Raw genomic sequence first — 26,240 nt, 5'->3', positions numbered from 1 at the left:
TCAGTCCTCATCAAGTACGGCGCTCAGGCGGACCCGGCGCTTCGGTGCCTCTTCCTTCGGGACCGTGCCCACAATGCCGGCAGTGTTGTCCGGCACCTCAAACACAATCAGGGGCTCGCCGACATTGATCTTGTCACCGGGCCCGCCGTGGATACGCACCACTTTACCTGCCTGCGGGCTGGGCAGTTCAACGGCCGATTTGGTGGTCTCAACTTCCACCAGCGGCTGGTTCCGTTCGACCTGGTCGCCGGGAGCAACCAGCCATTCAAGCACCGTTGCCTCGATCAGCCCTTCGCCGAGGTCAGGGAGCGGGAAGGATATTTCAGCCACGTCGGTACTCCAATACTCGCTGGATGCCAAAAAGGATCCGGTCAATGTTCGGGATGTATTCGTCTTCCAGATCGCCGGACGGGTAGGGGACGTCGAAGCCCGTGACCCGCTCCACCGGCGCCTTCAGCGTATCGAAACAGCTCTGCGTGATCAGCTGCGCCACTTCGGCACCCAGGCCGGAAGTCAAGGGAGCTTCATGCACGACGACGGCGCGCCTGGTTTTGGCGACGGAACTCGCCAGCGCCTCTGCATCGATCGGCTTGAGCCAGCGCAGGTCCAGGACCTCGACGTCAATCCCGTCCTCCGCGGCGAGTTCAGCCACCTGCAGGCAGCGTGCCACCATGGCCCCCCACGCCACGAGGGTGATGTGCCGGCCTTCGCGCATGACCTTGGCGCCGGTGTTCCTTTCTGCGTCAGGGGAGCCGCCGCCGTCGAGGTCGACGTCGCCCTTCTGCCAGTAGCGCGACTTCGGCTCCATGAAGATGACCGGATCCGGGCGGGTGGCCGCGTATTTGAGCAGGTGGTAGGCCTCGTTCGGGTTCGACGGCGAGACCACCTTGAGCCCGGGAACATGGGCGAAGAGCGCTTCAAGGCTTTCCCCATGGTGTTCAGGAGCACGGATGCCGCCGAAGCTGGGGACCCTCAGGGTGATCGGCATCGGCAGCGTGCCGCGGCTGCGGTAGTTCATGCGGGCCATCTGGCAGACGATCTGGTTGATGGCCGGGTAGGCGAAACCGTCGAACTGCACCTCCGGTATGGGATGGAAACCGGCCATGGCAAGGCCCACGGACATGCCCAGGATTCCGGACTCGGCAAGCGGCGTGTCAAAGACTCTGCCCTCGCCGTGTTTGGCCTGCAGCCCGTCAGTGATGCGGAAGACGCCGCCCAGCCTGCCACAGTCCTCACCGAAGATGACCGCCTTGGGGTTCTCGGCCAGGACTTCATCCAGCGCGCGGTTCAGGGCCTGCTGCATGGACATTTCCACGGTCCTGGTCTCCGGTGCTTGTCCCTCCGGTGATGGGGCCTTTCGAAATCCGGTCATGGTGCCTGCATTCTTAGACATGTTCGGACTCCTCGCGCCAGTTGGCGGCCTGTGCCTGCAGGGCAGGGGTGGTTTCCTGGAAGACCAGGTCGAACATTTCAGTGCCGGGGCGGGATCCAAGCGCCTGGATCCCGGTGCGGATCTGCTCTTCCTCTGCCTTCGCCGCGGCCAGTGCCTCTGCGAAGAACGACTCGTCCCCGACGCCGTCGGCCAGCAGCTGTTTCCTGAAGCGTTCCAGCGGATCCACGCCCGCATCCGTCCGTTCGGCATCGAGCGAGCGGTAGCGTCCGGGATCATCGGACGTGGAGTGCGGGCCGCGGCGGTACGTCATGGCCTCAATCGCCACGGGTCCGTTGCCTGCCCGGCAGTGCGCGAAGGCGCGCCTGGTCGCCTCAACCACCGCGACGACGTCGTTCCCGTCCACCTTGATGGCCGGGATGCCGTAACCGGCCGCGCGGGCGGCCACCGAGCCTCCGGCCACCTGCCGCTCGGTGGGGACGGAAATGGCCCAGCCGTTGTTCTGCGTGAAGAACACCACCGGAGCCTTCATGACGGCAGCGAAGTTCATGGCCTCGTGGACGTCGCCCTGGGAGGAGGCGCCGTCACCGAAGTAGGCCATGGCCACGCCGTCCTTGTTGTCCAGCGTCTGGCCGTGTGCCCAGCCCACCGCGTGAAGCACGGAACCTGCCACGACAGCCTGGATCGGGGCAAGCCTAGAAGTCAGTGGATCGTAGAGGCCGCCGTGCCAGGTGGCCTTGTGGGTGGCCATGTAGGCCACCATGTCCACGCCCATGGCGCGGGCAACTCCCATTTCCCGGTAGGTGGGGAAGACAAAATCGCGGGTGGTATCCACGGCGTAGCCGCTGCCCACCTGCGCCGCTTCCTGCCCCAGCTCCGGGGCATAGCCGGGAATGATTCCCTGCCGCTGCCAGGCGATGGTCGAGGTGTCGAGGTGGCGGACGGCCACCATCAGCGAATACAGCTCGCGGAGCTGAATGGGCGTGAGCGGAGCAGCTTCGTTGCTGGCGTCCGGCGGAGGCAGAGTGTCCATACCTGTGACCCTAGCCACCGCCGGCAGCTTGAGCAATCCGCCTACCGCGGGCTAGTCATACTGCCAAAGCCTGCCAGCTCCGTGCGCAGATCCCTTAGCAGTTTGTATAGACCTCTCATTTCTGATCCAGTCCCGCCCCGCCCAACTAGGTAGCAGCAGATGCTGTTTTGAGCGCTTAAAACGACGTCTGCTGCTACTCAGTCGGGGACTTGGCGGGCGCTGACGTGAGCCTGGCGCCGATCCGGCAGGCGGCAGCGATGCCGGCGATCAGCAATGTGGTGCTGAACAGCTGGAGGCGGCTGCTTTCGGCGCTGAAGCCGACGGCGAAGATCAGGCCCAGGAGCACCAGACCGAAGATGGTCAGCGCCGGGAACCCGGTCATGCGCAGCGGCAGGGGAGTGCCATCACGGTCTGCCCGGCGGCGCAGGATCAGCTGGGACACCAGGGCGGAGCCCCACACCACCAGGCATGTCGAACCGACCAGCTGGAACAGCGCCGGTAGGATCCGTTCCGGAAATAGCAGCTCCAGCACGGTGGCGATAAAGCCGAAGGCCACGGACACGCCCACGGCAACCATCGGGACGCGGGCGCCGCTCAGCTTTGAGAGGAAGCGCGGTGCCTCGCCGCGCTCGGAGAGTGAAAACACCATCCTGGAAGCGCCGTAGAGGTTTGCGTTCAGGGCAGAGAGAAGTGCGACGACGGCCACGAGGGTGATCGCCGCACTGGCTCCGGGGATACGCGCGGCATCGAGCACGCCGGCGAAGGGTGATGCCAGGGCTTCCGACGTCGAGGGGAGGACAGCGGCGATGACAAACACGGAGCCGATGTAGAACACCAGGATCCGCCACACCACAGTGCGGATGGCCTTGACCACGCTGCGTTCGGGATCTTCTGTTTCCGCGGCGGCCACACTGACGATTTCCGTACCACCGAACGCGAAGATCACTACGAACAGCGCGGTGGCTATTCCGCCGAGACCTGCGGGGGCAAAGTCTGTGGTGATGTTGGAGAGCCCGGGCGACGCGACATCCGGCAGCAGTCCCAGCAGGAGAGCCGCGCCGATGGCCAGGAACAGGACAATAGCGGTCACCTTGAGAATGGCGAACCAGAACTCGAACTCGCCGAAGTTCTTCACACCCGCCAGATTGATGCCGGTGAAGACCACCATGAAGATCAGGGCCAGAGCCCAGACGGGAACGACTGGCCAGACCGAGAACAGCAGGCCGGCTGCACCAAGAGCCTCGGCGGCGATGACCACCACCAGCTGTAGCCACCACAGCCAGCCCACAGTGGCACCGGCTGTCTTTCCCATCGCCCGCTCCGCGTAGACTGAAAACGCGCCGCTGTTGGGGTTGGCCGCAGCCATTTCGCCCAGCGCCCACATGACCAGAATGATCAGGGTGCCGGCAACCAGGTACGAAATCAGCACCGCCGGTCCGGCCGCCTGGATGCCCGCGCCTGAGCCGAGGAAGAGGCCTGCGCCGATGGCGCTGCCAAGCCCCATCATGGTCAGTTGGCGGGGTTTCATGCTGTGGACGAGTTGTGCAGCCGGGCGCTCTGCCGTGGACTTCATTGTCATGCCTGCATACCTTCTTGTGGTCGGTGTCTGGTGGGGTCCTCTTGGGACCATTCGAATTTACTGCCTCGGCACAGCCCTGACTTCTCCCAGGCGTGAGATCATGGAGGCAGTTTGTATAGTAAACATCCAGATTGATGGCGGTTTGTGATGTGATTGCCTGCCAGGAGGAGTACTCAGATGGATGTCGACGCTCTGGACGCCAAAATTGTCCGATTCTTCACTGATTTCCCCCGGGCCGCCGTCCTGGAAGCATCCCGGGTTCTCAAGGTGGCCAGAGCCACCGTGCAGTCGCGGCTTGACCGGATGTGCGAAACAGGGGTCATCGGCTCGTGGGTGCCGCAGCCGGATCCGTCGCACTTCGGGTTCCCGGTAGTGGCATTCTGCTCCCTGACCATCAACCAGGATCTGGGGCACGACGCCGTGGTTGAGGCTCTTGCTGAAATCCCGGAACTGATCGAGATCCACACCGTCTCCGGCAGCTCCGATCTCATGGCGCGCATCGCCGCCAGATCAAATCCCGACCTGCAACGTGTGCTGGACGCCATGATCGCCACCAAAACGGTGCTCCGGTCGTCGTCGGTGATTGTGCTCAACACCCACTTCCAGGGGCGGACACTGCCGCTCCTGGAAGCCGCCGCTGTCCCGTCATAACCGCCCTGTGTGACCTGAAACATTTTGACACCGGCAAAAGCCGCCGTAGGATTAGTTCTAGTCAAGTTGACTATAACTAGTCGAAGCGCCGCAGGCGCCCATCGAGCGGGGTGAATCATCGTGTACACCAACTCAGCCAACGTTGCCGAGCGGCAGGTGGCTCCGCCGTCGTTGGCCATCTCCACGGTGATCTTCGTGCTACGACCCAGCGAGCAGTCCGGCCGCCCCACACTGTGGATCCCGCTGGTCCGCCGGATCCGTGAGCCGTTCAAGGACCTGTGGGCTTTGCCGGGCGGCCCGCTGACCCACGCTGAGTCGCTCCAGGATGCGGCGTCACGGAACCTGCGCGAAACCACCGGTCTCGCACCCAGCTACCTCGAGCAGCTCTATGCCTTCGGCGGTCTGCACCGTTCGCCGAGCCAGCGCGTGGTATCCATTGCCTACTGGGCCCTGGTACAGCCCACTGAAGCCGCCCTCGCTGACGAATCCGAAAATGTCAGGTGGTTCCGGGCGGACAGGCTCGGCAGCCTGGCTTTCGACCACAACGCGATTGTTGAGTACGCGCTCTGGCGGCTGCGCAACAAGCTGGCCTACGGGGCAATCGCCTATCACCTGCTGGGCGAGTACTTCACGCTCGCCCAGGTCCGCGAAGTGTATGAGGCAGTCCTGGACCGCCAGCTGGACCCCGCCAACTTCCGCCGGCAGATCAAATCCGCACCGGAGATCGAAGAAACCGGTGAATACCTGCAGGGCGGAAAACACCGCCCGCCACGCCTTTACCGATTTACCGGCCGCCCAGGCCTTGACCCAGACAACAGGAGCACACCATGAGCAGCGTCAACACAGCAATCCAGCTGATCACGCGCGAACAGGCTGAGAACGGTGCCGCCGCAGCCGGCAGCACATGCAGCCCCGCCCTCGCCCGGGGACCCTGGGACTATGACCTGGCCGAGGCCCGCGCCGGCATCCCCGCGTACGGTCCGGGAGCTTCGAGCGCGAATGTGGCACCGCCCGCCACGCCCCGCCAGGGCCAGTTGCCCGAGGAATACAAACTTGCCGGCGACGCCGAACTGGATTCCCGCATCCGTGCGGCCAAGGCGACCCTCGGCGACCGCGCCGTGATCCTTGGCCACTTCTACCAGCGCGATGAAGTGGTTGAATACGCCGACTTTGTGGGTGATTCCTTCCAGCTGGCCAACGCGGCCCTGACCAGGCCCGACGCCGAGGCGATCATTTTCTGCGGCGTGCACTTCATGGCCGAAACCGCGGACATTCTCTCAAGGCCGGAACAGGCCGTCATCCTGCCCAACCTCGCGGCCGGCTGCTCCATGGCGGACATGGCGGACACCGATTCAGTGGAGGACTGCTGGGAACAGCTTGAAGAAATTTTCGGCACAGCGCCCGACGCCGAGGGCCGGGTTCCGGTTATTCCGGTCACCTACATGAACTCCTCGGCCGCGCTGAAGGCCTTCTGCGGCGAGCACGGCGGCATTGTCTGCACGTCCTCGAATGCCAAGACCGTTCTCGAGTGGGCTTTCGAGCGCGGCCAACGGGTGCTGTTTTTCCCGGACCAGCACCTGGGCCGCAATACAGCCAAGGCCATGGGCGTCCGCCTTGAGCAGATGCCCATGTGGAACCCCCGCAAGGAATTCGGCGGCAACGACGAACAGGCGCTGCTCGATTCCCGCGTGATCTTGTGGCACGGCTTCTGCTCGGTCCACAAGCGCTTCAACGTGGGCCAGATTGAAAAGGCCCGTGCCGAGTTCCCGGGCGTGCAGGTGGTGGTGCACCCCGAATGCCCCATGGAGGTGGTGGACGCCGCTGATTCCGCCGGCTCCACGGACTTCATCAAGAAGGCTATCGCGGCGGCAGCTGAGCCCACCACGTTCGCCATCGGCACCGAGGTCAACATGGTGAACCGGCTCGCGGCAGAGTACCCGCAGCACACCATCTTCTGCCTGGACCCGGTGATCTGCCCCTGCTCCACCATGTACCGGATCCACCCCGGCTATCTGGCCTGGGTGCTGGAGGAATTGGTGCAGGGCCGCGTGGTCAACCGCATCACGGTGGACGACGCCGTGAAAGAGAACGCCAGGACAGCGCTGGAGCGCATGCTGGCCTCGAAGCCCCAATGAGAAACGTCGATTCCCCGGCCCGCAAGCGGCTGATCGTCGTCGGCAGCGGGATTGCGGGCCTGTATGCGGCGCTGCGTGCCGCCGAGGCCGGCGCCGAAGTGGTGCTGCTGACCAAGGGCGCCCTCTCGGACAGCAACACATGCTACGCGCAGGGCGGTATCTCCGCCGTACTCGACGAGCCTGCCCCTGGCGACACCGTTGCGGCCCATATTGCCGACACGCTTAAGGCCGGAGCCGGGCATTGCAACGAGGAAGCGGTGCGGGTCCTCTGCACCGAAGCACGGCTGGATATCGCGGGACTTGGGCGCTTCGGTGTGCGTTTTGACATGGACGACGACGGCGATCCCGCCTTGGGGCTCGAAGCGGCCCACTCCGCGCCACGGATCCTGCACGCGGGAGGCGACGCCACCGGAGCCGGCGTTGTCTCGGCCCTTATCCGCGCTGTGCTGGCTGCCGAGGCCGAAGGGAAGGTGCAGATTCTCGCCAACGCCCTGGTGACATCCCTGACGCACAGCGAGGGTCGCGTGACCGGTGCCAACTTCATCCAGGCCGGACGCAATGAGGACCTTCAAGCCGACGCTGTGCTGCTGGCCACCGGCGGCGCCGGCCAGCTGTTCGCCCGGACCACGAACCCCTCCGTGGCAACAGCCGACGGACTGGCCCTTGCCTGGCGTGCCGGGGCCAGCGTTACGGACCTCGAATTCTTCCAGTTCCACCCCACCTGCATGGTGCTCCCCGCCGACGCCCCGGAAGCAGCGGGAACCGCCGAAACAAATACCGATCCGCTGCTGATTTCCGAGGCCGTCCGTGGCGAAGGTGCCATCCTGCTCGACGCAGCCGGTCACCGGTTCATGCCCGACTATCACGCCGACGCCGAGCTCGCCCCGCGTGACGTCGTCTCGCGCAGCATCGCCCTGCACCTGGCCAATCTGGGGGACGCCGACGGGCACGTATTCCTCGACGCCCGCGTCATCGAGGCTGCCAAGGGCCAGGGTTTCCTGGACAAACGGTTCCCCACCATCAGCAGCCGGACGCGCGCCGCAGGCGTCGACTGGACCACGGAACTGGTACCGGTTGCGCCCGCCGCGCACTACTGGATGGGCGGCGTGGCCACCGACCTGCACGGCCGCACCACCGTGCCCGGGCTGCTGGCTGCGGGCGAAGTGGCTTGCACAGGCGTCCAGGGTGCCAACCGGCTGGCCAGCAATTCATTGCTCGAAGGGTTGGTCTTCGGGCGGAGGGCGGTTCAGGCGTTTCTGGCTGGCGTGCCGTCGAACTGCGCCCCTCCGCGTGCCAGCTCGATGGATTCGCAAAACGGCATTCCTCCGCGTGCTAGCTCGGCCGCAAGCGGCCTCCCTTTGACGCACGCTGCCGGAACGCCGTTCCGCGATGAAGCGTTCTCCCGTGGTGCCCTTCGTCGTTTGATGACGGCCAAGGCCGGGGTGCTCCGTTCGGGTGGAATGTTGGCTGAGGCCGCCCAGGTGCTGGATCAATGGGACGCCGTCGAGCCTTCCGAATACGTGCAGGACTCTCTGGAGCCGCGCGAGCACGAGGACGCCAACCTGCTCCTTGCCGCGCAACTGCTGGTCCACGCTGCGCAGGAACGGCGCGGCTCGCTCGGGGCGCACTACCGCAGCGACGGTCAGCCGGCGGCAACCGCCGTCGACGATATACACAAGCGTTACACCATGAGCCGGAAAGCGAGCCTCGTCCATGACTGAACTGACTCTCCCCGCCGCCCCCGTGCGGGACATCCTCGAGCGCGCCTATGCCGAAGATGCACCGGCCGGCGACATCACGTCGCAGTTGCTCATCCCGGCCGAAGCGCGGGCCACCGCTGTCCTGAACGCGCGCGTTCCCGGCGTTTTCAGCGGGGCCACGGTCTTCCGCGACGCCATGCTGCTGATCGACCCGGAAACGGAAGTGGAGCTGCTGCTCGCCGATGGCGACGCGTTCGACGCCGGAACGCACCTGGCGCGGGTCAGCGGACGGGCGCGTTCGGTGCTGCTCGCCGAACGCGTGGCGTTGAACCTTGTCCAGCGGATGAGCGCCATCGCCACCAAGACAGCCGAATTTGTGCGGCTGGTGGATGGCACAAAGGCGCGCATCACCGACACCCGCAAAACCACTCCCGGCCTGCGGATTCTGGAGCGGTTCGCGGTCCGGTGCGGCGGGGGAGCGAACCACCGCTACAGCCTTTCCGACGCCGTTCTGGCCAAGGACAACCACCTGGCCGTGATGACCGGCGGCGATTCCGCCAAGCTGACTGGACTGCTGGCGGCAGCCAAGGCACACCTCGGCCACACCACGCATTTCGAAGTGGAGGTGGATCGGATGGAGCAGATCGAACCGGTGCTTGCTGCCGGGGTGGACACCATCATGCTGGACAACTTCGGGCTGGACGAGCTCGCCGCCGGAGTGGCGCTGGTGAACGGACGGGCCCGGGTGGAGGCCAGCGGCAACGTGAACCTGGAGACTGTGGCCGGCATCGCCGCCACCGGTGTGGACGTTATCTCCATCGGCGGTCTGACGCACAGCGTGGCCGCCCTGGATCTTGGCCTTGACATTGAACTGCTGGACGTCGGACTCACGGTCAATTGAGCTCCTCATGATTTTCCTGGATGCCGCCGCCACCACACCGGTCCGCCGCGAGGCACTCGAAGCCATGTGGCCCTACCTCACCGGCGAATTCGGGAATCCGTCGAGCCATCATTCCCTGGGCGAGGCTGCCGCCAATGGGCTCGCGGGGGCACGTGCCGCGGTGTCCAAGGTGCTGGGTTGCCGGCCGGGTGAGGTCACGTTTACCTCGGGCGGGACCGAAGCAGACAACCTGGCCGTTAAGGGCATTGCACTGGCCCGGCAGGCCGCGGACCCGGCGTTGAACCGGGTGGTGATCAGCGCCGTCGAGCATCCTGCGGTAGAGGAATCAGCGCGGTACCTGGAGCGGTTCCACGGCTTCACGGTGGACGTGGTTCCGGTGGATGCTTTTGGGCGCGTCACTCCGGCGGCTCTGGGCGCTGTCTTGCGGCCAGAGACCGCCGTGGTCAGTGTGATGTATGCGAACAACGAGGTGGGTACGGTCCAGCCGGTAGCTGAGCTGGCTGCGCTGGCGCATGCCCGGGGGATTCCGTTCCATACCGATGCCGTCCAGGCTGCAGGGTGGCTGCCCATTGACGTCAAGTGGCTCGGGGTGGATGCCCTGAGCTTGTCGGGACACAAACTCGGGGCGCCAAAGGGCTGCGGGGTGCTGTTTGTGCGAGGCCGGACCAGGGTGGAGCCGCTGGTTCACGGCGGCGGGCAGGAACGCGGGCGCCGCTCCGGGACGGAGAACGTGGCCGGTGCCGTGGCTCTGGCTACCGCGTTGACGCTGGCGCACACGGATCAGCATGGGCTGGCCGAACGGGTCACGGCACTCCGGCACGGGTTTATCGGCGCCGTGCTTGAAGGCGTCCCCGGCGCTCTTTTGACCGGCCATCCGAGCGAGCGGCTGCCATCGGTGGCGTCTTTCTGTTTCCCCGGGACGAGCGGCGAGTCCGTGCTTCTGGAGCTCGAGCGCCAAGGCGTGGTGTGCTCCAGCGGATCCGCATGTGCGGCCGGCTCGGATGCGCCATCACCGGTCCTGCGGGCACTGGGAATTGAAGCCGAGGTGGCGCAGACAGCCGTCCGGTTCAGCTTTGACTCGACGGTGACGGCGGCGGAACTGGAGACGACAGCGGTCGCCGTGAGGGCCGCCGTCGAAAACGTCCGGACGCTGGGCCGCGGCTGACCGCTCAGGACCCAACCGGGTAGCAGCAGACGCTGTTTTGAGCGCTCGAAACGACGTCTGCTGCTACCCAGCTGGGGGGATTCGGGGCAGCTAGCGGTGCCGGGCGCGCCGGAAGATCCAGTGCCGCAACAAAGTGAACCGCACGGCCGTGGCCAGGAACCCGGACAGGGTGGTGGTCCACAGTTCGTCGGCCACAGCGGCCCCGGGTCGGAGCCAGTGCAGCACACCCAGGCTGCCGCCAGTGATGACGAGCGCCACCAGTATGACAAACAGTCCGTTGAGGTGGTCACGGGCCATCCTGCGCTGGTCCGTGATCTTGAACGTCAGGCGTCGGTTAAGCGCGGTATTCATCACGGAGGTGACGGTCAGGGCCGCCGCATTCGCCAGCTGCGGACCCAGCCAAGGACGCAACAGCGCGTACAAAGAGAGGGACACTGCGGTGCAGATGACCCCTACACCCGTGAACCGGATGAGCTGCCGGACCACCGGAAAACGCAGGATTCCGCGGTAGTGCCGCGTTGCCGGAGCAAGGCGCGGAGGCCGCTGCGTCAGCTGGGCGGTCGGCGCAGCGGGGGAATCCATGGCTCAAGCCTCACACATCAGGCGGTGATTTCCTCCCACGAGGCGGCCGTGACGGGGTTGGTGAGTTCGCCGATTCCCTGGACGCGGCACGTGACGGTGTCGCCCGGCTGGATCCGGGCGCACTCGGCCGGGAAGCCGGTGAGCACCAGATCGCCCGGGTGCAGGGTCATGAAGGACGTCAGGTACACCAGGATCTCGTCCACCTTCCAGCCCAGATCTGCGGAATTGGCAGCCTTCAGCTCGCTGCCGTTGTGCACGATGCTGATGGACAGGTCCGCCTCATCCAGACCAGTCACCATCCAAGGTCCAACGGGTGTGAACGAATCCTGGCTCTTCACGCTGATCCACAGTTCATCGGATTTCTGCAGGTCCCGTGCGGACACATCGTTGCCGATGGTGAAACCAAGGATGGCGCTGCGTGCGTTCTCGAGCGTCAGTCCGCAAACTTTACGGCCGACGACGACGGTCAGTTCAGCTTCCGGGTCAACGTGCCCAGCGTCGGAGGCCAGCTCAATCGCCTCGCCCGGGCCGATCACGCTGGTTGACGCCTTGTGGAATGCCTGGGCGGGGAGATCACGGCCCGGCCGCCCGGTGTTGTGTGCCATGCCGAACACATTTGCCGGAACACTGGGCGCAAGGAACTCAAAGGTGTCCTCGGGGACGGTGGCACCCGGTTCTCAGCCCGGCCGCGGAGCGCTGCTGGCGTTTGCAGGTGAGCCCGGGAACGGCGTTTCAACGACTGTCCACACCTTGCCGGCATCGCTGCCGAACTCCGCGGCATCATTGGCCACGAAGAACTGCTCGGCTGCAGCGGCTGTACGTGCCGAAGCCGCCGAGTGCGGGCGGACGCGGGCGATTCGGCCGGAGGCTGGGGAAGTCATGAAGACATCCTATGTCCTGCCGGAGGTTGCGGGGGAGATGTCCCGCTATTTAGCGCGCACTCCGTGGCGCCGGGGTCAGCTGTGCCGATCCGAAGGCCACGCTGAAGCGGTCGCACCACAACACCACAGTGGTCAGGGCAGAGATATCCGTGCCCTCGGGCACAGTGTAGTTCTGGTTTCCATGGGTAGCCTTGATCGCGCCGAGGTCAACGTACTTGCCGGAGCGGTACTTGAACCAGTCACCGCCTGCTTCGAGGCTGCTCAGCCAGACCTTGACGTCGGGGCCGTCGCTGCTGGCCAGGTTTTCCAGCCTGATTACTTTTGTGCCGTCCGGCAGGTTCAGCAGGCTTGCCGTCCCGGTGGTGGCGTGTTCCTGCGACTGGAACGCTCCGGTTGCCAGGATCGCGGGTGCGGGTGCCGGCGCCTGTGTAACCGGGGGGCCGGACGGAACCCGTGTGACCGCCGTCGGACTTTCCACTTGGATCGACGACGGCGCCGCGGCGGCAGGCAGCGCCTCGTCCAGTTGGCTGCTGGTGAAAATGCGCCACGGCTGGAACAGGGCCGCACCCGCGATGACGGCCACCAACGCAACGGTGCCAAGCGCAGCTAGCAGTTTCCTGTGCCTGGTGAGGTTCATTCCTCAAGCCTAGGCCTGCTGAAGCCCCCTTGTCCGCGCGAAATTCTTACCATCCGATGACAGCCGCCGTGGCCTGCGGCTCAGTATAGCTCGCCGACCGGAATCTCCACGGCAAGCCTATTGGAAGGACCGGCGAGAGGGCAGGCCCAGGCCTCGTTGTAGGCGCAGGAGGGGTTGTAGGCGAAGTTGAAGTCCAGCACGTATTCGGCCCCGGGGCCGGAACCGTGCACGCCGTGGAAGGCGCCCTTGATGGTGTCCAGAAGGTACCGGCCCGCGCCGTAGCTGCCGCCCGGCTGGCCGGCTGTGGCGTCACGGACCGGTACAAAGATTCCGCCGCCATATCCATGGAGCTTCCAGACGGCGAGCTGGCCCATTTCCGGGAGGTCGAAGGTGCCCAGCCGGACAAACCTGACCACACCGTCGGTGCCGGTTTCAACGCTCATCTCCCGGCCGGCGCCCTCTTGGGTCAGCGGTACGTGGAAGCGGTAGATGGGATCGTAATCGGCAGTTCTTAGTCCGCCGAAGTTTGCCTTGGCGTCCGACGTCAGGGCCGAGGCCGGATGGGTGCCGAACATGCGGTCCCGCTCCTGGCGCCAATACGAATGCGCTTCCGCGGGGTTGTCTGCCGCAATTCTGCGGACGTTGTCATAGAGCGCAAAGGTCCGCAGACGCCAGTCTGCGATGTCGATTGCGGAAATATCCGCCGGGCTGCCTTCGGCCGCGTCAAAATGCTCATCCGCCATGACTCCACCCTAGTACTCTTTGGCACGCGGAAAACCCGGCTGCCGGATGCGGACCGGCGCGTGGACCCAACCGCCTTTCCAAGCCCACCGACGGCACTTACCTGTGGGGCCGCGGGACCTCAGGCCAGGGTGTGCGCTCCGACGAAACACTGATCCGGACGCTCTTAGCGGACGGGGACCCCGCTAGGCTGGCTGCATGACAGCGACAGCAACATCCCGCAGGGCCCGGATCGCGGCCGTCATGGTGGTGGCCGCAGCCGTGATGTCCGGTTGCAGCAGTGACGGCAAAGGGACGCCGGCCTTTACGGTGCAGCCGGGCAACAGCTCTGGGAGCACCGCATCCGGGACACCTTCCGGTACGGCGGGCGCAACGCCGGGCGAGACTTCCGGTTCCACAGCATCGGGTTCCGCGCCGGCCGCGCCCGGGGCTACGGCGTCGTCGTGGAAAGTCTTTGCGGATCCCGCCAAAAACGTAAGTTTTGACCTTCCGGACGAATGGATTGCGCAGACGGTGGCACCGGATCAGGGGACGCTGCCCGGCGCTCTCAAAATCGAAGTCAAAAAGGCCGACGGAACATACCTGGCCACCCTTCAGACGGGGCTGCCGGAAGCCTCCCCCGCAAAGTGCCCGGATTCAGCCCGCAAGCCGTATGTGGTGGTGAGCAGTGTTCCCGTGGACCTGCCCCACGTCGGCGGGGAAGGGACCATAGAGCCGCATGTGGTGTTCCGCGTGGTCCAGGGCTACAAGTTCTTCGGGTCATACGGCATCACCAACCTGGTGGGAGGTGCCGACGGAAAGTCCTGCGGACTCCGCAACGTCGTCCGCGGCCCGCAGGGTACGGGCAACTATTCGTTTGGTGATATCGGAATCCTGAAGGCGTTCGCAACAGACGAAAAAGTTGCGCCGGCAAAGACCTTTAACACCCTGGACCAGGCGGCCAAGTACGTCAACGAGGGATCGGAATTCGCCAATGTCCAGCGGATGCTACTGTCTCTGAAGATCAAGAATTAGCCCAGCTGCCTGCCGCGCACCCAGCCGCCTGTCGTGCACCCACCCTGCCCGCCGACGGGGACCGGCCTGCCGTAACCTCATACCCCGGAGATACATGGAACGCACTGTGGCCGCCCGCCTCATCTTCAAAACCATGGCCGACACAAAGGCGGCACTGGCAATTTCCGTCGCCAGAAACCCCGGCTACACATCCCTTGACGAGACGTTGTCGGTGTTGGCAGGCTCCGAGCGGGTGCCTGTGACAGAGCTGTCCGACCACCACGGCGGCAGGTTCCATTACATGGAGTTCGCGGAACCCACCGAGGTCACCGTGGACTACACAGCCAGAGTGGCCGGGTTGGCCGAGCCGGAGCCGGCTTCCCTGATGGAACTCATCCGCTATGTCCGCCCCAGCCGTTATGCCGAGTCGGACCGGCTCCTGCCCACGGCCTACGCGGAATTCGGCGGCCTTCAGGGCGAAGAGCTGCTTCATGCGGTGCGCAACTGGGTGTACAGCGAGCTCCGGTATGTCAGCGGATCCTCACGCGGTACCGACGGCGCGGTTGAGACACTCCTGAACCGGCGGGGAGTCTGCCGTGACTTCGCGCATCTGGCCATTGCCCTGCTGCGCTCCAAGGACATCCCGGCCCGGCTCGCGGCCGTTTACGCGCCCGGGCTCAGCCCCATGGATTTCCACGCCGTTGCCGAGGCCCACATCAACGGAATCTGGCAGATCATCGACCCCACGGGCCTGGCGCCGCGGGAATCCATGCTGCGGATCACCGCCGGCCGCGACTCCTCGGACACTGCGTTTCTTTCCACAGTGGGCGGGAGCCTGTCGCTGACCGAGCTCAGGGTTACCGCAGTTGTTGAGGGCACCTTGCCGGAAGAAGACCCCGCCAAGATGGTCGCCCTCCGGTAGCGCCGCCCTCCTGTATGGGGGCAGCTCCGGCAGCGCCGCCCTCCTGTATGGCGGCAGCTCTTTACCGCGTGGCCACCGAGCTGCGCAGCTTCTCCGTCAGCCGGGCAAGCTCGCGCTGTTCGGCTGCCGTCAGCGCAGGGGTGAGCAAGGCGGAGATGTCGCGGACATGGTCGCGGCCAATCTGTTTCTGAAGCTCCGTGCCCGTCTGCGTGAGTTTCAGCAGGACGCCGCGGCCGTCGTCCGGCGCTGGCATGCGCTCCACGAGGCCCCGCTTTTCCAGCCGCTCCACCAGCCGGCTCAGGCTCGACTGGCTGAGCAGCACATGGTCGTTGAGCTCATTGAGGCGCAACCAGCCCGAGGGGCAGGCGGACAGGGTAAACAGGACATCGTACTCGTTGAGCGGGAGGTTCTTGAACGCCGGCCCTGACTGGAGTTTCCGCATCACCGCCACTTGCGCGCGGAACAGTGACTCCCAGGTCTCGGCAGCCAGGCGGACCGGAGACTCGGCTGGTTTGGCTCTCATCAGACCTCCGTAGTTGCGGAACCGGCAGGCTGCACGGCTGCGGCGGTCTGCTTGGCCATCAGGGCGGCCACGCGGCCGGCGTGGGTGGGTGGTTCCGGAACATGGGCCGGCTTGAGCGCGGCGTATTCCTTGCGCAGCACCGGGAGAACCTCTTCGCCGAAAAGGTCCAGCTGTTCCAGTACCGTCTTCAGCGGAAGGCCGGCGTGGTCGATCAGGAAGAGCTGGCGCTGGTAATCGCCGAAGTACTCACGGAACGTGAGCGTCTTTTCAATGACTTCCTGCGGACTGCCTACTGTCAGCGGGGTCTGCGACGTGAAGTCCTCGAGGGAGGGTCCGTGGCCGTACACAGGCGCGTTGTCAAAGTACGGCCGGAATTCCTTCACCGCATCCTGAGAGTTCTTCCGCATGAAGAACTGCCCCCCCAGGCCGACGATTGCCTGGTCAGCCTTGCCGTGGCCGTAGTGCTCGTAGCGCTCGCGGTACAGGCTGATCAGCTGCTGGTAGTGCTCCTTGGGCCAGAAGATGTTGTTCGCAAAGAAACCGTCGCCGTAGTAAGCGGCCAGTTCCGCAATCTGCGGGCTGCGGATGGAGCCGTGCCACACAAAGGGGGCTACGCCGTCGAGCGGGCGGGGTGTGGACGTAAAGTTCTGCAGCGGCGTGCGGTACTTGCCGGACCAGCTGACGGTGTCTTCGTCCCAGAGCTTGCGAAGGAGGCTGTAGTTCTCCACGGCGAGCTCAATGCCGTCCTGTATGTTCTTGCCGAACCACGGGTAAACCGGAGCCGTGTTGCCGCGGCCCATGATGAGGTCCACACGGCCGTCAGCCAGGTGCTGGAGCATGGCGAAATCTTCCGCGATCTTGACAGGATCGTTGGTGGTGATCAGCGTGGTTGCCGTGGACAGCGTGATGCGCTCTGTCTGGGCGGCGATATACGCCAGTGTGGTGGTGGGGGACGACGAGAAGAAGGGGCGGTTGTGGTGCTCGCCGATGGCGTACACGTCCATGCCGATTTCTTCGACCTTCTTGGCGATTGCCACTGCCGCCTTGATGCGCTCATTCTCGGTGGGCGTCCGGCCTGTGGTGGGGTCGGTGGTGATGTCGCTGACGCTGAATACGCCGATCTGCATGATGTGCCTTCCGTTTTCTGAACTTCTGCGGGCTTGCTTCAACTATACCCGATTTACATGCATTTGCATCTATTAGTCAGTGTAACGTCCGGCACGGTCCTTTATTCCCTGCAGTAGACGCAGCCCCGGCCCAGGACGCAGTCACTAGGCTGACGGCTAGTGCCCGGCCCCCGCGAGGTCACAGTGCAGCGCGCAGCATTGCGTCTACGTCCCGACGTGGTCAGCCCAACTAGGTAGCAGCACATGCCGTTATGAGCGCTGAAAACGACGTCTGCTGCTACCTACCTGGGTGTCCAGCCACCGTTCAGAAGCGCCGCGCGCACCTTGGTGGCAGCGGATCGGGCGCCATTGGCCATATGCCGTTTGGATACCCGGACCAACGTCCAGCCGGCAGCGGCGAAATCCTCTTCCCGGGCGATGTCCCTCACGATCTGGGCGGCCTCGGAGTGGCCCTCGCCGTCATATTCAACCGCCACCCGGAATTCGGGGTAGGCAAGATCCGGTTGACGTACGACGGCGGCACTCAGCTCCGTGGCGACGTTCAGTTCCGGTTCGGGCAGGCCGGATCGATCGAGCGCCAGCCGAAGGCGGGTTTCCGGGGCTGAGTCTGCACCGGCGCGGGCCTGTTCGAGAGCTAGCCGTGCCTTTCGGATGCCCGGTGTTCCCTTGTGCCGGTCCAGCATGTCTGTCAGCTGTTCCGCCGTGGCGTATGGTTGTGTTCGCCCGTCGAGCCCCGGGTGCTGAATCCGCAGCAGATGATCAGCAGCCACGGTGAGCTCGTCCACGCTCATCCGGCGAGAAACATCCAGCCAGGTGCGCACCCTGCTGGTCACGAGCAGCCCGTCCAGATCTTCGATTTCATCGGGAAAGAACTGGCCCCGGTGGCCGATGACACCCCGGCGGCGGGCGATCGCCATGTGATCCGGGCGCGAAATATGGACTCCCGGCGCGTCGCTGCCGGGCAGGAAACCTGGCAAGTCCCAAAGCAGAAACGCCGTCGCGTGGGACACGGCGGAAAACTGCGTGATCAACGACACCGGGCGGGCGAGCTGCGCAAGCTGCAGCGCGCCGTCGTCGGCTGCCATCCGAATTCCGCGGCTCGGCGTCAAGAGTCGACGCTTCCTCAGACGCCCGGGGCTGACGCCGGCGTCGAGCGCTTCACCCAAGGTGAACGGGGCGGAGGCCAGTGGCTCCGGCAGCGGATGGGGAATCTTCATTTCCCCATGCTCGCAAATCCGGCGGGCCCCCGATGAGTTATGCACAGGCTGGTCTGTTTTAGCCCCATCTGGGTAGCAGCAGATGCCGCTACGGGCGCTGAAAACAGCGTCTGCTGCTACCCACTTGGGACGGGAAGGTCAGGGGACGGAAGGGAAGGTCAGGAAGGGAAGGCGAGGGAGGATGGGGACGGAAGGGAAGGCCAGGGAGGAAGGGCTACTCGGCCCCGCCCGGCGCAGCGCGGCGGCCGCTGACCTTGGGGCGCATCCCGGTGGTCCAGTCCTGGAGCCCGGAGTCCGCACCGTGTCCGGGAGCAACGTCCGGAAGCTGCTGGATGTCACGAAGCAGGGATTTCCTTTCCCGCCGGCCTTCCACCAGCCGGTACAGGACCGGGACCAGGACCAGCGTGAGCGCCGTCGAGGAAATCAGCCCGCCGATCACTACAACGGCCAACGGCTGCGAGATGAACCCGCCGCCCCCGGTCAAGCCAAGTGCCATGGGCGTCAGGGCAAATACAGTGGCCAGGGCAGTCATGAGGATGGGGCGGAGCCTCTGGCATGCGCCGTGGGTGATGGCTTCCGCCACGGTCATTCCCGGCCGGCCGTCGCGGGGCTGGCGGTACTGGTTGATGAGGTCGATCAGCACAATGGCGTTGGTCACCACAATTCCCACCAGCATCAGCATGCCGATCAGCGACGGCAGCCCCAGCGGAACACCGCTCACCAGCAGCAGGGCCACAGCACCGGTGGCCGCAAACGGAATGGAAACAAGCAGGATCAGCGGCTGGATGAGCGACTTGAACGCGGCAACCATGATCACATAGACAATTGCGATGGCCGCCAGCAGGGCGAGTCCCAGCTGCTTGAAGGACTGCGCCTGCTGCGTGGTGGCACCGCCGATTTCAGCGGTGACGCCTGGCGGCAGCTGGACCGGCCCGAGCCGGTTCTGCACTTCGGCGCTGACCGCTCCCAGGTTGGAGCCCGACGGCGTGACGGACACTCTGGCGGTCCGCTGGCCGTTGCTTGAGGTAATGGAGACGGGAACATCCACCTGTTCCACGGCGGCAATGCTTCCGAGGGAGACGGGGCCGGCGCCGGTGGGCAACTGGATGTTCCGGACTGCGTCGATGCTGGCAAAGCGGGTTCCTTCGCCGATCTGCACCGGGAAATCATTGGTTTCAATCCGCACGGTGCCGGCCGGAACGGGGCTGATGGTGGATGCCAGGACGCCTGCCACCTGCTGCTCGTTCAGCCCCGCGGCCACGGTCTTGGCGCGGTCCACCTTGACCTGGACCACAGGCTGGCTGGACGCAAGGTTGGTGGCCACTTCGGTGGTGCCGGGCACGCCGGTCATGGCCTGGACCATTGCATCGCTGGCCTTCAGCAGATCCGCCGAATTGGCGGCCTTGAGCGTGATGTCCACCGTGGAGGAAGTCCCGAACCCGCCCTGCTGGGAGCCCACCGAGATCTTGCCGGCGTCGCTGACTTTTGCCAGTTCCTCCCTGACGGTGTCCTGAAGCTCGGCCTGTTTGGCCTTTTCTTCCGTCACGACGGTAAAGCTTGAGTTGGATGCGCCCGACGACGTCAGGGCCGTAAAGCCAGTCTGCGCGTTGCCGGACGTCACCTGGACATCCTTGACGCCGTCGATGCCCCGCAGCACTCCTTCGAGCCTCACGGCAGCCGCACTGGTGTCGGCGAGGCTGGTGCCGGCAGGAAGCACCTGGCGAACCGTCATGCTGTTCTCTCCGGATCTGCCCAGGAGATCGGTGGCCAGCAGCGGGGTCATGGCGGCCGTGCCGCCCAGAACGAGGGCTGCAGCGATCAGGGTTACCACGGGGTGTTTCTGGGTTTTGGTCAGGATGGGAAGATACCCGCGCTGAAGGAGGCTGCGCTGTTCGGCCTCCTGCGCCTTGGCCCGGGCGGCCTTGCCGGCAGCCAATCCACCGGCAGCCGTAGCGGCGGCCAGTCCACCGGCGGAATCAGCCGGCGTCTTCAGGAACCAGTAGGCCAGCACCGGCACGATGGTCAGCGAAACCAGCAGCGATGACAGAAGTGCGATGGTCACCGTCAGCGCGAACGGACGGAACAGTTCGCCGGCCAGTTCGCCCACAAACGCGATGGGCAGAAAGACGGCCACGGTGGTCAGGGTGGAGGCCGTAATGGCACCTGCCACTTCGCGGATAGACGTGAGAATTGCGGTGATTTTCGTTTCGCCATAGCTCAGGTGCCGCTTGATGTTCTCAATCACCACGATGGAGTCATCCACCACCCGGCCGATCGCGATGGTAAGTGCGCCGAGGGTCAGGATGTTAAGGGAGTAGCCGGTAGCGGAAAGCCCGATGAAGGTGATCAGGAGCGAGAGCGGGATGGAAACGGCCGTGACCAGGGTGGACCGGACGGACATCAGGAACACCAGGATCACGGCGACGGCGAACCCGAGACCCAGCAGACCTTCCGTGGTGAGGTCCTTGATGGATTTCTCAATGAAGGGTGCCTGGTCGAACATGGGCGTGAACTTGGCGTTGGAGCCGAGCCCGGCCTCCAGCTGCGCAACGGAGTCCTTAACCGCGTGGGAGATTGCCACGGTGTCGCCCTCGGGCTTTTTAGTGACCGACAGGGCAAGAGTCTCTTTGCCGTTGGTCCGGGTGATTGACGTCCGGGGGTCATCCTTGATGCTGACATCGGCAACTGCGCCGATCGTGGCGGCACCCTTGGTCCCGGCAAGCGGCAACGCTTTCACGGCATCCAGGGAATCCACGGGGCTGCCGATCTGCAGCGAGAGCGTCTTGCCCTTGTCCTCGATGGTGCCCGCCGGGATCAGCGCGCCGTTGTTGCCCAGGGCGTTCCGGATGGACTGGATGGTGGCGCCCTTGGCCGCCATCGCGGCGGGACGGGGCAGGATCTGGATGTGCTGGGTGGCGCCGCCGGTCACGTCGGCGCCCCTGACGCCGTCGAGCTTCTGAAGACGCGGAACGCTGAGGCGCAGGAGATCGGCGTTCAGCTCGCTGAGAGGCTTGTCCGAGGATACCGCTAGGAAGACGATGGGAAAATCGCTGATGCTGCCGGCAACGGCCTGTGGCTGAACGTCGTCCGGGAGCCCGCGCTTCGCATTGGAGATGGCACGGTCGATCTGGTTCCGCGCACGGTCCAGATTGGAACCGTAGGTGAACACCATGGTGATCTGTGACACGCCGTTGCGGGACGTGGACGACGTGGATTCCAGGCCCTCGACGCCGTTCAGCGCGGTTTCCAGCGGGGCGCTGACCTGCTTGTCCACTACTTCCGGAGATGCCCCCGGCATCGCTGAGATGACGGTGATCTGCGGAAACTCAATGGAGGGGATGAGCTCCTGTTTGAGGGAGGACATGGTGATCACGCCGAACACCGACGCGAAGACGGTGATCAGTGCGATCAGGGCCCTGTTCGCCAGCGAAAGTTTTGCCAGCCGGAACATCGATGGGTCTCCTGGTGGGTTGACGGGCTGTTGCCTGAAGGTGGAACCGGCCCGAAACCCGGAGCCGTGTCAGCGTGCGGCGGCCGGAACGGCTTTCAGCTGAAGGGCCTTGGCCGTGCTTGCCTCAAGGTCAGCGGCCAGCTCCGGGTTGTTGTTGAGCTTCACACCGTAGCCGGGCATCATGTCCTTGAGCTTGGACTGCCAGCCCTTGAAGTTCTTGGGGAAGGACTTCTGGAGCAGTTCAATCATGATGGGCACGGCGGTGGAAGCACCCGGGGATGCACCGAGCAATGCACCGATGGAACCGTCGCGTGCGGCGATCACTTCGGTGCCGAACTGGAGGACGCCACCCTTCTTCGGATCCTTCTTGATGATCTGGACACGCTGGCCGGCGGTGATAAGTTCCCAGTCGCCGTCCTCGGCTTCCGGGTAGTACTCGCGGAGGGCATCCACCTTGGCGCTGTGGCGCTTGGCCACTTCCCTGATCAGATAGGCAGTGAGGTCCATGTTGTCCTTGGCCACGGCCAGCATGGGAATGATGTTGCCGGGCCGGATGGACAGCGGAAGGTCAAGGTAAGTGCTGTTCTTGAGGAAATTGGTGGAGAAGCCTGCGTAAGGCCCAAAGAGCAGTGACCGCTTGCCATCGACGTACCGGGTATCAAGGTGCGGCACGGACATGGGCGGGGCACCGACTGACGCCTGGCCATAGACCTTGGCGCTGTGCTTGGAGGCCAGCTTCTCGTCGGTGCAGCGGAAGAACTGCCCGGAGACGGGAAAGCCGCCATAACCCTTGCTTTCCGGAATCCCGGAGGCCTGGAGCAGGTGCAGGGCGCCGCCGCCGGCTCCCACAAACACGAACTTGGCGTGGATGGAGCCGTGTTCCCCGGAAGCCGGGTGCTTGAGCGAAAGGTCCCAGCCGCCGTCGGACGCCTTCCTGATGCCCGAAACGTCGTGGCCGTAGTTGATCTCGACGCCGTTGTTGTCCAGGTAGGTGGTCAGCTCTCGGGTCAGCGCGCCGAAGTCGACGTCGGTGCCCTCAGCCGCGCGGGTGGCCGCAATGCGCTGCCTGGAGTCGCGGCCCTTGACGATCAGGGGTGCCCATTTGGCGATCTGCGCGTGGTCCTCGGAGTACTCCATGCTGCGGAAGAGGGCATTGGGCTTGAGTGCCTCGTACCGGGTTTTCAGGAAGGCGGCGTTGTCCTGGCCGATCACAAAGCTCATGTGCGGGACGGTGTTGATGAATCCCTTGGGGGAACCGATCAGCGAGTTGGTCACCAGATGGGACCAGAACTGGCGTGACAGCTGGAACTGCTCGTTGATCAGGAGTGCCTTGGAAGGGTCAACCGAGCCGTCCTTGGCTGCAGGGGAGTAATTAAGCTCACACAGTGCGGCGTGCCCGGTGCCTGCGTTGTTCCACGGGCCGGAGCTCTCCAGGCCCACTTCATCCAGGCGCTCGAACAGGGAGATGGTCCAGTTCGGCTCGAGCTGCTTGATGAACGCCCCCAGCGTGGCGCTCATGATGCCGCCGCCAATCAGGACGACGTCGGCATGTTGGGTCTTGGAAATGAAGGTCACAATCAGTCTCCGATAGCAGCGGCTCTGGCTGTCACAGAATATCCCTGCGCGGCCCTCTTACTGAAATTGGGCCCTTCCGTCAAGGCCTTAGTTGGACCTTCGTGAAAACTTCGTTTAAGACAGGCGACGCCGGGTAGCTGACGACGCGGTCGGACAGCGCCAGCGCGGAGATGGGGAAGGCGATAGGCACTGCCGGGACTGAGACGGCGATCTGGGCGTTGATGGTCTGGTACTGCTCGTTGCGGTCCTTGCCTTCAGGAAGCCCCCGGGCGCGGTCGATCTTGGAGAATACCTGCGCGTCCTGATAGCCGAACTCGCCGTTCTTCTCGCCGAAGAGGGGGCCCAGGAAGTTGTCCGCATCCGAATAGGCACCGTTCCAGCCCAGCAGGTGGAGGGCGTGGTCTCCGGGAGACTGAACCTTTTGAAGATAGCCGTCGGACCAGTCCACGGGCATGGGACGGATGTTCAGTCCGATCTCCGTGAGCTGCCTGCTGATCTCGGCGTACACCTTTTCCGGCGTGGGGAGGTAGGGTCGCGTCGCGTTCAGGGGGTAGTAGAACTTCAGCTCTTCGCCGTTGTATCCGGCGTCGGCAAGCAGCGTCTTGGCCTTCGCAAGGTCATGGCCCAGCGCGGGTGCGTTGTTGTTGAACCCGCTGAGCTTGGGCGGAACAAACTGTGAGGCCTGGGCGGTGTTGTCGATGAAGAACCTCCGGATCAGGGTGTCCTTGTCGATCGCCATCTCGATTGCCTGGCGGACTTTGACATTCTGAAGGATCGGCACTTCCTGGTTCATGCCCAGATACATCACGGAGAACGGGTCACGCTGGATGATCTGCTTGCCGCGTTTGACCAGCTGATCGAAGTTTCCCACGGTGACGGCGTCGAAGCCGTCGATTTTGCCGTCCAGGAGAGCCTGAAGTCGGGTCTGGGGGTGGTCGTAGGTGACGAAGTTGATAGTGCCGATCTGCCCCTTGTCTCCCCAGTAGCTCCTGTTGCTGAGCAGCGTGACACTGTTCTTGTCCCATGAACCGAAGGTAAAGGGGCCGGTGCCAACCGGGTGCGTGGCATACGCAGAGATGGGCTGACCGGCGCGGGTCTGGTCCAGCGCATCGGCGGTCTGCGATGCGAGTGCCTTGGGGGACGAGATCCCGAAGGCCGGAAGCGTCAGCGCCTGGAGGAATCCCGTGAACCGCTCCGTCAGGTCGATCCGGACCGAATCGGCGGACAAAGCGGTGCAGCTCTTGAAGACTGAAAGGGCGGCCTGGTCTGAATGGGCCTTGAAAACTCCCTTGAAGGAGCTTCCCGGTGCCTTCTTGCGAAGGGCCTCGGAAAATCTGAACCAGCGGTTGAAGTTTTCACAGACCGCGGCCGCGTTGAAGGGCGTTCCGTCCTGAAAGGTCACACCGCCGCGAAGTTTGAAGTAGTGGGAGCGTCCGCCATTGGACTCGCTCCACTCGGTGGCCAGCAGGGGAGTTGGCTGCCCGGTGGTCTGGTCAACGCCCACGAGCCCTTCGAGGACCTGCCGGGTGACGCGGTAGGACTCCACGTCGTTGGAGAGCGCAGGGTCCAGGCCAAGCGGCTGGGAGGCTGTGCCGAAGGTGAATGTGGCATCGGGGCCGCGGTCCGTAGGAGCCGGGGACGCAGACGGCGATGACGGTGACGGTGGGGGAGCAGCGGTGCATGACGAGGCCGTCAGCGCCAGGAAAACTGCACCGGTTTTGATCACCGTTCGACGCGATGTACTGCTGGGCACTCGATTATCACCTCTGGACTGCGGGGTGGCACCTCTGGTCGGCGGGGCCTCCCCCAGTCTAGTTGACGGACCTTGCCGGTCCGCCTTGGAAGCCGCCGCGGCAGACGTCGCATTGGCAAAGCCGCGGACAGAGCTGAGGCCCGCACGGTGGGGTGCGGGCCTCAACTCCTCCTTAGAGGGCCGGGGGAGTCAATCCGGACCGGGCTCGGGAGTGCCTGTGGACACTTACTTGGGCATCAGAACCGAGTCGATCATGTAAACGGTGGCGTTCGCCGTCTGGACGCCGCCACAGATGACGCTGGCACCGTCAACCTTGAGCGCGTCCTTGGTGCCGGTTACCGTCACGGAACCGCCCTGGACGGTTTTGTGGGTGCCCACAATCTTGTCGGGGGTGATCTGGCCCGGAACAACGTGGTAGGTCAGGATCTTGCTCAGGAGAGCGTCGTCCGTCTTCAGGGTTGCAATGGTGGCGGCATCGATCTTGGCGAAGGCATCATCCACCGGTGCGAAGACCGTGAACTCGCTGCCATTGAGTGTGTCAACGAGGTCAACCTTGGGGTTGAGCTTGCCCGACACAGCCGCCGTGAGAGTGGTGAGGATCGGGTTGTTTGAGGCCGCGACAGCGACAGGGTCAAGGGCCATTCCGGCAACGGAGCCGGCGCCTGTAGGCACCTTTGCCGCGTAGCCCGCGCAGCCTGCACCTACGAGGTTGGCCGCAGGATCCATCGAGGCCGAGGCGCTTGCAGACGGCGAGGGCGCCTTGCTGGAATCGGACGGTGCTGCCGCGGGAGCAGACGAGCCGGGAGCCGTGGTGGTGGATCCGCCGCAAGCGGTAAGGCTGAGCAGAGCTGCAGCAGCAACACCTGCAACGGTGAAAGTAGTGCGCTTGATTGACTGCATTTCGATTCTCCTTGGTTGTGCCGATCATTGCCTGCTGCGGACAATTGTTCGTCCGTCGCCTCGTGGCCCTATTCCGACTGTTGGGCACCGACCCCTTGGCTGGTGTCTCAATGGGTATTCGGCCGCTGTGCGGAGACGGATGGGTGAACCTGGGAATTTTGTTGAGAAATCGTGGTTTCGGTGTAAAAATGCCGGGAATCCACGGTTTAAATGGCGGAATCCCGGGCGGTGGCCCGGGATTCCTCTGTTGTGGCCAGTCGGTTTGACCGCGGCCGTGACACTTTGTGCGCAAGGGGGGACTTGAACCCCCACGCCCGAAGGCACAGGATCCTAAATCCTGCGTGTCTACCAATTCCACCACTCGCGCGTGGTTGCCGGTCCGTT

24 protein-coding genes and 1 tRNA gene are annotated in these 26,240 nt (G+C 64.5%); 8 read left to right on the top strand and 17 right to left on the bottom strand.

The features are described 5' to 3' along the window. The 4 genes from V3C33_11015 to V3C33_11000 all read right to left on the bottom strand — a co-directional run bounded on the left by V3C33_11015 (nucleotide 1) and on the right by V3C33_11000 (nucleotide 4,002). Nucleotides 1–330: a biotin/lipoyl-containing protein gene (locus V3C33_11015; protein XAS66042.1), complete on the bottom strand. Its 330-nt coding sequence runs from the start codon at nucleotides 328–330 to the stop codon at nucleotides 1–3. Next, complete coding sequence (locus tag V3C33_11010) at nucleotides 323–1,372, bottom strand: alpha-ketoacid dehydrogenase subunit beta (protein XAS69721.1); 1,050 nt, start codon at nucleotides 1,370–1,372, stop codon at nucleotides 323–325. Before V3C33_11010 ends, V3C33_11015 begins: the two co-directional genes overlap by 8 nt. 13 nt (nucleotides 1,373–1,385) lie before the next feature. Beyond that, complete coding sequence (locus tag V3C33_11005; GenBank protein ID XAS66041.1) at nucleotides 1,386–2,423, bottom strand: thiamine pyrophosphate-dependent enzyme; 1,038 nt, start codon at nucleotides 2,421–2,423, stop codon at nucleotides 1,386–1,388. Between the two features lie 193 nt (nucleotides 2,424–2,616). Further along, nucleotides 2,617–4,002 (bottom strand): amino acid permease, encoded by a 1,386-nt coding sequence (locus tag V3C33_11000; GenBank protein ID XAS66040.1) that lies wholly within the window; start codon nucleotides 4,000–4,002, stop codon nucleotides 2,617–2,619. A 177-nt stretch (nucleotides 4,003–4,179) separates the two neighbouring features. On the opposite strand from V3C33_11000, the gene V3C33_10995 reads away from it, so the two are divergent. The 6 genes from V3C33_10995 to V3C33_10970 all read left to right on the top strand — a co-directional run bounded on the left by V3C33_10995 (nucleotide 4,180) and on the right by V3C33_10970 (nucleotide 10,554). Then, the gene (locus tag V3C33_10995) at nucleotides 4,180–4,653 is read left to right on the top strand and encodes an Lrp/AsnC family transcriptional regulator (GenBank protein ID XAS66039.1); all 474 of its coding nucleotides are present in this window, start codon (nucleotides 4,180–4,182) and stop codon (nucleotides 4,651–4,653) included. Between the two features lie 120 nt (nucleotides 4,654–4,773). After that, nucleotides 4,774–5,484, top strand: coding sequence for an NUDIX domain-containing protein (locus V3C33_10990; GenBank protein XAS66038.1), 711 nt, complete (start codon nucleotides 4,774–4,776; stop codon nucleotides 5,482–5,484). Continuing rightward, nucleotides 5,481–6,788 carry a quinolinate synthase NadA gene (nadA, locus tag V3C33_10985; protein XAS66037.1) on the top strand — a complete coding sequence of 436 codons (1,308 nt, stop codon included), beginning with the start codon at nucleotides 5,481–5,483 and terminating at the stop codon, nucleotides 6,786–6,788. Before V3C33_10990 ends, nadA begins: the two co-directional genes overlap by 4 nt. Then, complete coding sequence (nadB, locus tag V3C33_10980; GenBank protein XAS66036.1) at nucleotides 6,785–8,509, top strand: L-aspartate oxidase; 1,725 nt, start codon at nucleotides 6,785–6,787, stop codon at nucleotides 8,507–8,509. The genes nadA and nadB overlap by 4 nt, the downstream gene beginning before the upstream one ends. Further along, nucleotides 8,502–9,389, top strand: a complete 888-nt coding sequence (gene nadC, locus V3C33_10975) for a carboxylating nicotinate-nucleotide diphosphorylase (GenBank protein ID XAS66035.1) — start codon at nucleotides 8,502–8,504, stop codon at nucleotides 9,387–9,389. Before nadB ends, nadC begins: the two co-directional genes overlap by 8 nt. 7 nt (nucleotides 9,390–9,396) lie before the next feature. After that, nucleotides 9,397–10,554, top strand: a complete 1,158-nt coding sequence (locus V3C33_10970; GenBank protein XAS66034.1) for a cysteine desulfurase family protein — start codon at nucleotides 9,397–9,399, stop codon at nucleotides 10,552–10,554. 90 nt (nucleotides 10,555–10,644) lie between these two features. Here the strand turns inward: V3C33_10970 and V3C33_10965 are convergent, their stop codons facing one another. From V3C33_10965 to V3C33_10945, 5 genes are all read right to left on the bottom strand, one after another. Next, complete coding sequence (locus tag V3C33_10965) at nucleotides 10,645–11,136, bottom strand: GtrA family protein (protein ID XAS66033.1); 492 nt, start codon at nucleotides 11,134–11,136, stop codon at nucleotides 10,645–10,647. Nucleotides 11,137–11,153: 17 nt separating this feature from the next. Next, complete coding sequence (locus tag V3C33_10960) at nucleotides 11,154–11,741, bottom strand: fumarylacetoacetate hydrolase family protein (protein XAS66032.1); 588 nt, start codon at nucleotides 11,739–11,741, stop codon at nucleotides 11,154–11,156. A gap of 72 nt (nucleotides 11,742–11,813) precedes the next feature. Further along, entirely contained in the window at nucleotides 11,814–12,017 is a 204-nt protein-coding gene (locus V3C33_10955) for a hypothetical protein (protein ID XAS66031.1), read from the bottom strand. A 49-nt stretch (nucleotides 12,018–12,066) separates the two neighbouring features. Next, nucleotides 12,067–12,654, bottom strand: coding sequence for a DM13 domain-containing protein (locus tag V3C33_10950; protein XAS66030.1), 588 nt, complete (start codon nucleotides 12,652–12,654; stop codon nucleotides 12,067–12,069). 80 nt (nucleotides 12,655–12,734) lie between these two features. Next, entirely contained in the window at nucleotides 12,735–13,397 is a 663-nt protein-coding gene (locus tag V3C33_10945; GenBank protein XAS66029.1) for a DUF1684 domain-containing protein, read from the bottom strand. 196 nt (nucleotides 13,398–13,593) lie between these two features. Here V3C33_10945 and V3C33_10940 point away from each other — a divergent pair, with 196 nt between their 5' ends. Continuing rightward, nucleotides 13,594–14,409 (top strand): hypothetical protein, encoded by an 816-nt coding sequence (locus V3C33_10940; GenBank protein ID XAS66028.1) that lies wholly within the window; start codon nucleotides 13,594–13,596, stop codon nucleotides 14,407–14,409. A 94-nt stretch (nucleotides 14,410–14,503) separates the two neighbouring features. Next, a complete protein-coding gene (locus V3C33_10935) occupies nucleotides 14,504–15,310 on the top strand; it encodes a transglutaminase family protein (GenBank protein XAS66027.1) in 807 nt (268 codons plus the stop codon). Between the two features lie 61 nt (nucleotides 15,311–15,371). Here the strand turns inward: V3C33_10935 and V3C33_10930 are convergent, their stop codons facing one another. The 8 genes from V3C33_10930 to V3C33_10895 all read right to left on the bottom strand — a co-directional run bounded on the left by V3C33_10930 (nucleotide 15,372) and on the right by V3C33_10895 (nucleotide 26,223). Next, nucleotides 15,372–15,833 carry a MarR family winged helix-turn-helix transcriptional regulator gene (locus V3C33_10930; GenBank protein ID XAS66026.1) on the bottom strand — a complete coding sequence of 154 codons (462 nt, stop codon included), beginning with the start codon at nucleotides 15,831–15,833 and terminating at the stop codon, nucleotides 15,372–15,374. Continuing rightward, nucleotides 15,833–16,960: an LLM class flavin-dependent oxidoreductase gene (locus V3C33_10925; protein ID XAS66025.1), complete on the bottom strand. Its 1,128-nt coding sequence runs from the start codon at nucleotides 16,958–16,960 to the stop codon at nucleotides 15,833–15,835. The genes V3C33_10930 and V3C33_10925 overlap by 1 nt, the downstream gene beginning before the upstream one ends. A 281-nt stretch (nucleotides 16,961–17,241) precedes the next feature. Continuing rightward, nucleotides 17,242–18,177: a hypothetical protein gene (locus V3C33_10920; GenBank protein XAS66024.1), complete on the bottom strand. Its 936-nt coding sequence runs from the start codon at nucleotides 18,175–18,177 to the stop codon at nucleotides 17,242–17,244. A gap of 214 nt (nucleotides 18,178–18,391) precedes the next feature. Next, nucleotides 18,392–21,628, bottom strand: coding sequence for an efflux RND transporter permease subunit (locus V3C33_10915; protein ID XAS66023.1), 3,237 nt, complete (start codon nucleotides 21,626–21,628; stop codon nucleotides 18,392–18,394). A gap of 69 nt (nucleotides 21,629–21,697) precedes the next feature. Next, complete coding sequence (locus V3C33_10910) at nucleotides 21,698–23,203, bottom strand: malate:quinone oxidoreductase (protein ID XAS66022.1); 1,506 nt, start codon at nucleotides 23,201–23,203, stop codon at nucleotides 21,698–21,700. Nucleotides 23,204–23,282: 79 nt separating this feature from the next. Continuing rightward, entirely contained in the window at nucleotides 23,283–24,956 is a 1,674-nt protein-coding gene (locus V3C33_10905) for an ABC transporter substrate-binding protein (GenBank protein ID XAS66021.1), read from the bottom strand. A 225-nt stretch (nucleotides 24,957–25,181) separates the two neighbouring features. After that, nucleotides 25,182–25,856 (bottom strand): fasciclin domain-containing protein, encoded by a 675-nt coding sequence (locus tag V3C33_10900; GenBank protein ID XAS66020.1) that lies wholly within the window; start codon nucleotides 25,854–25,856, stop codon nucleotides 25,182–25,184. Between the two features lie 285 nt (nucleotides 25,857–26,141). Then, nucleotides 26,142–26,223, bottom strand: a tRNA-Leu gene (locus tag V3C33_10895). Nucleotides 26,224–26,240 lie beyond the last annotated feature (17 nt).

Source organism: Micrococcaceae bacterium Sec5.7 (assembly GCA_039636785.1).
GTDB lineage: Bacteria > Actinomycetota > Actinomycetes > Actinomycetales > Micrococcaceae > Arthrobacter.
The sequence above is the reverse complement of the archived record's forward strand: the minus strand, read 5'-3'. Positions and strand labels throughout refer to the sequence as shown.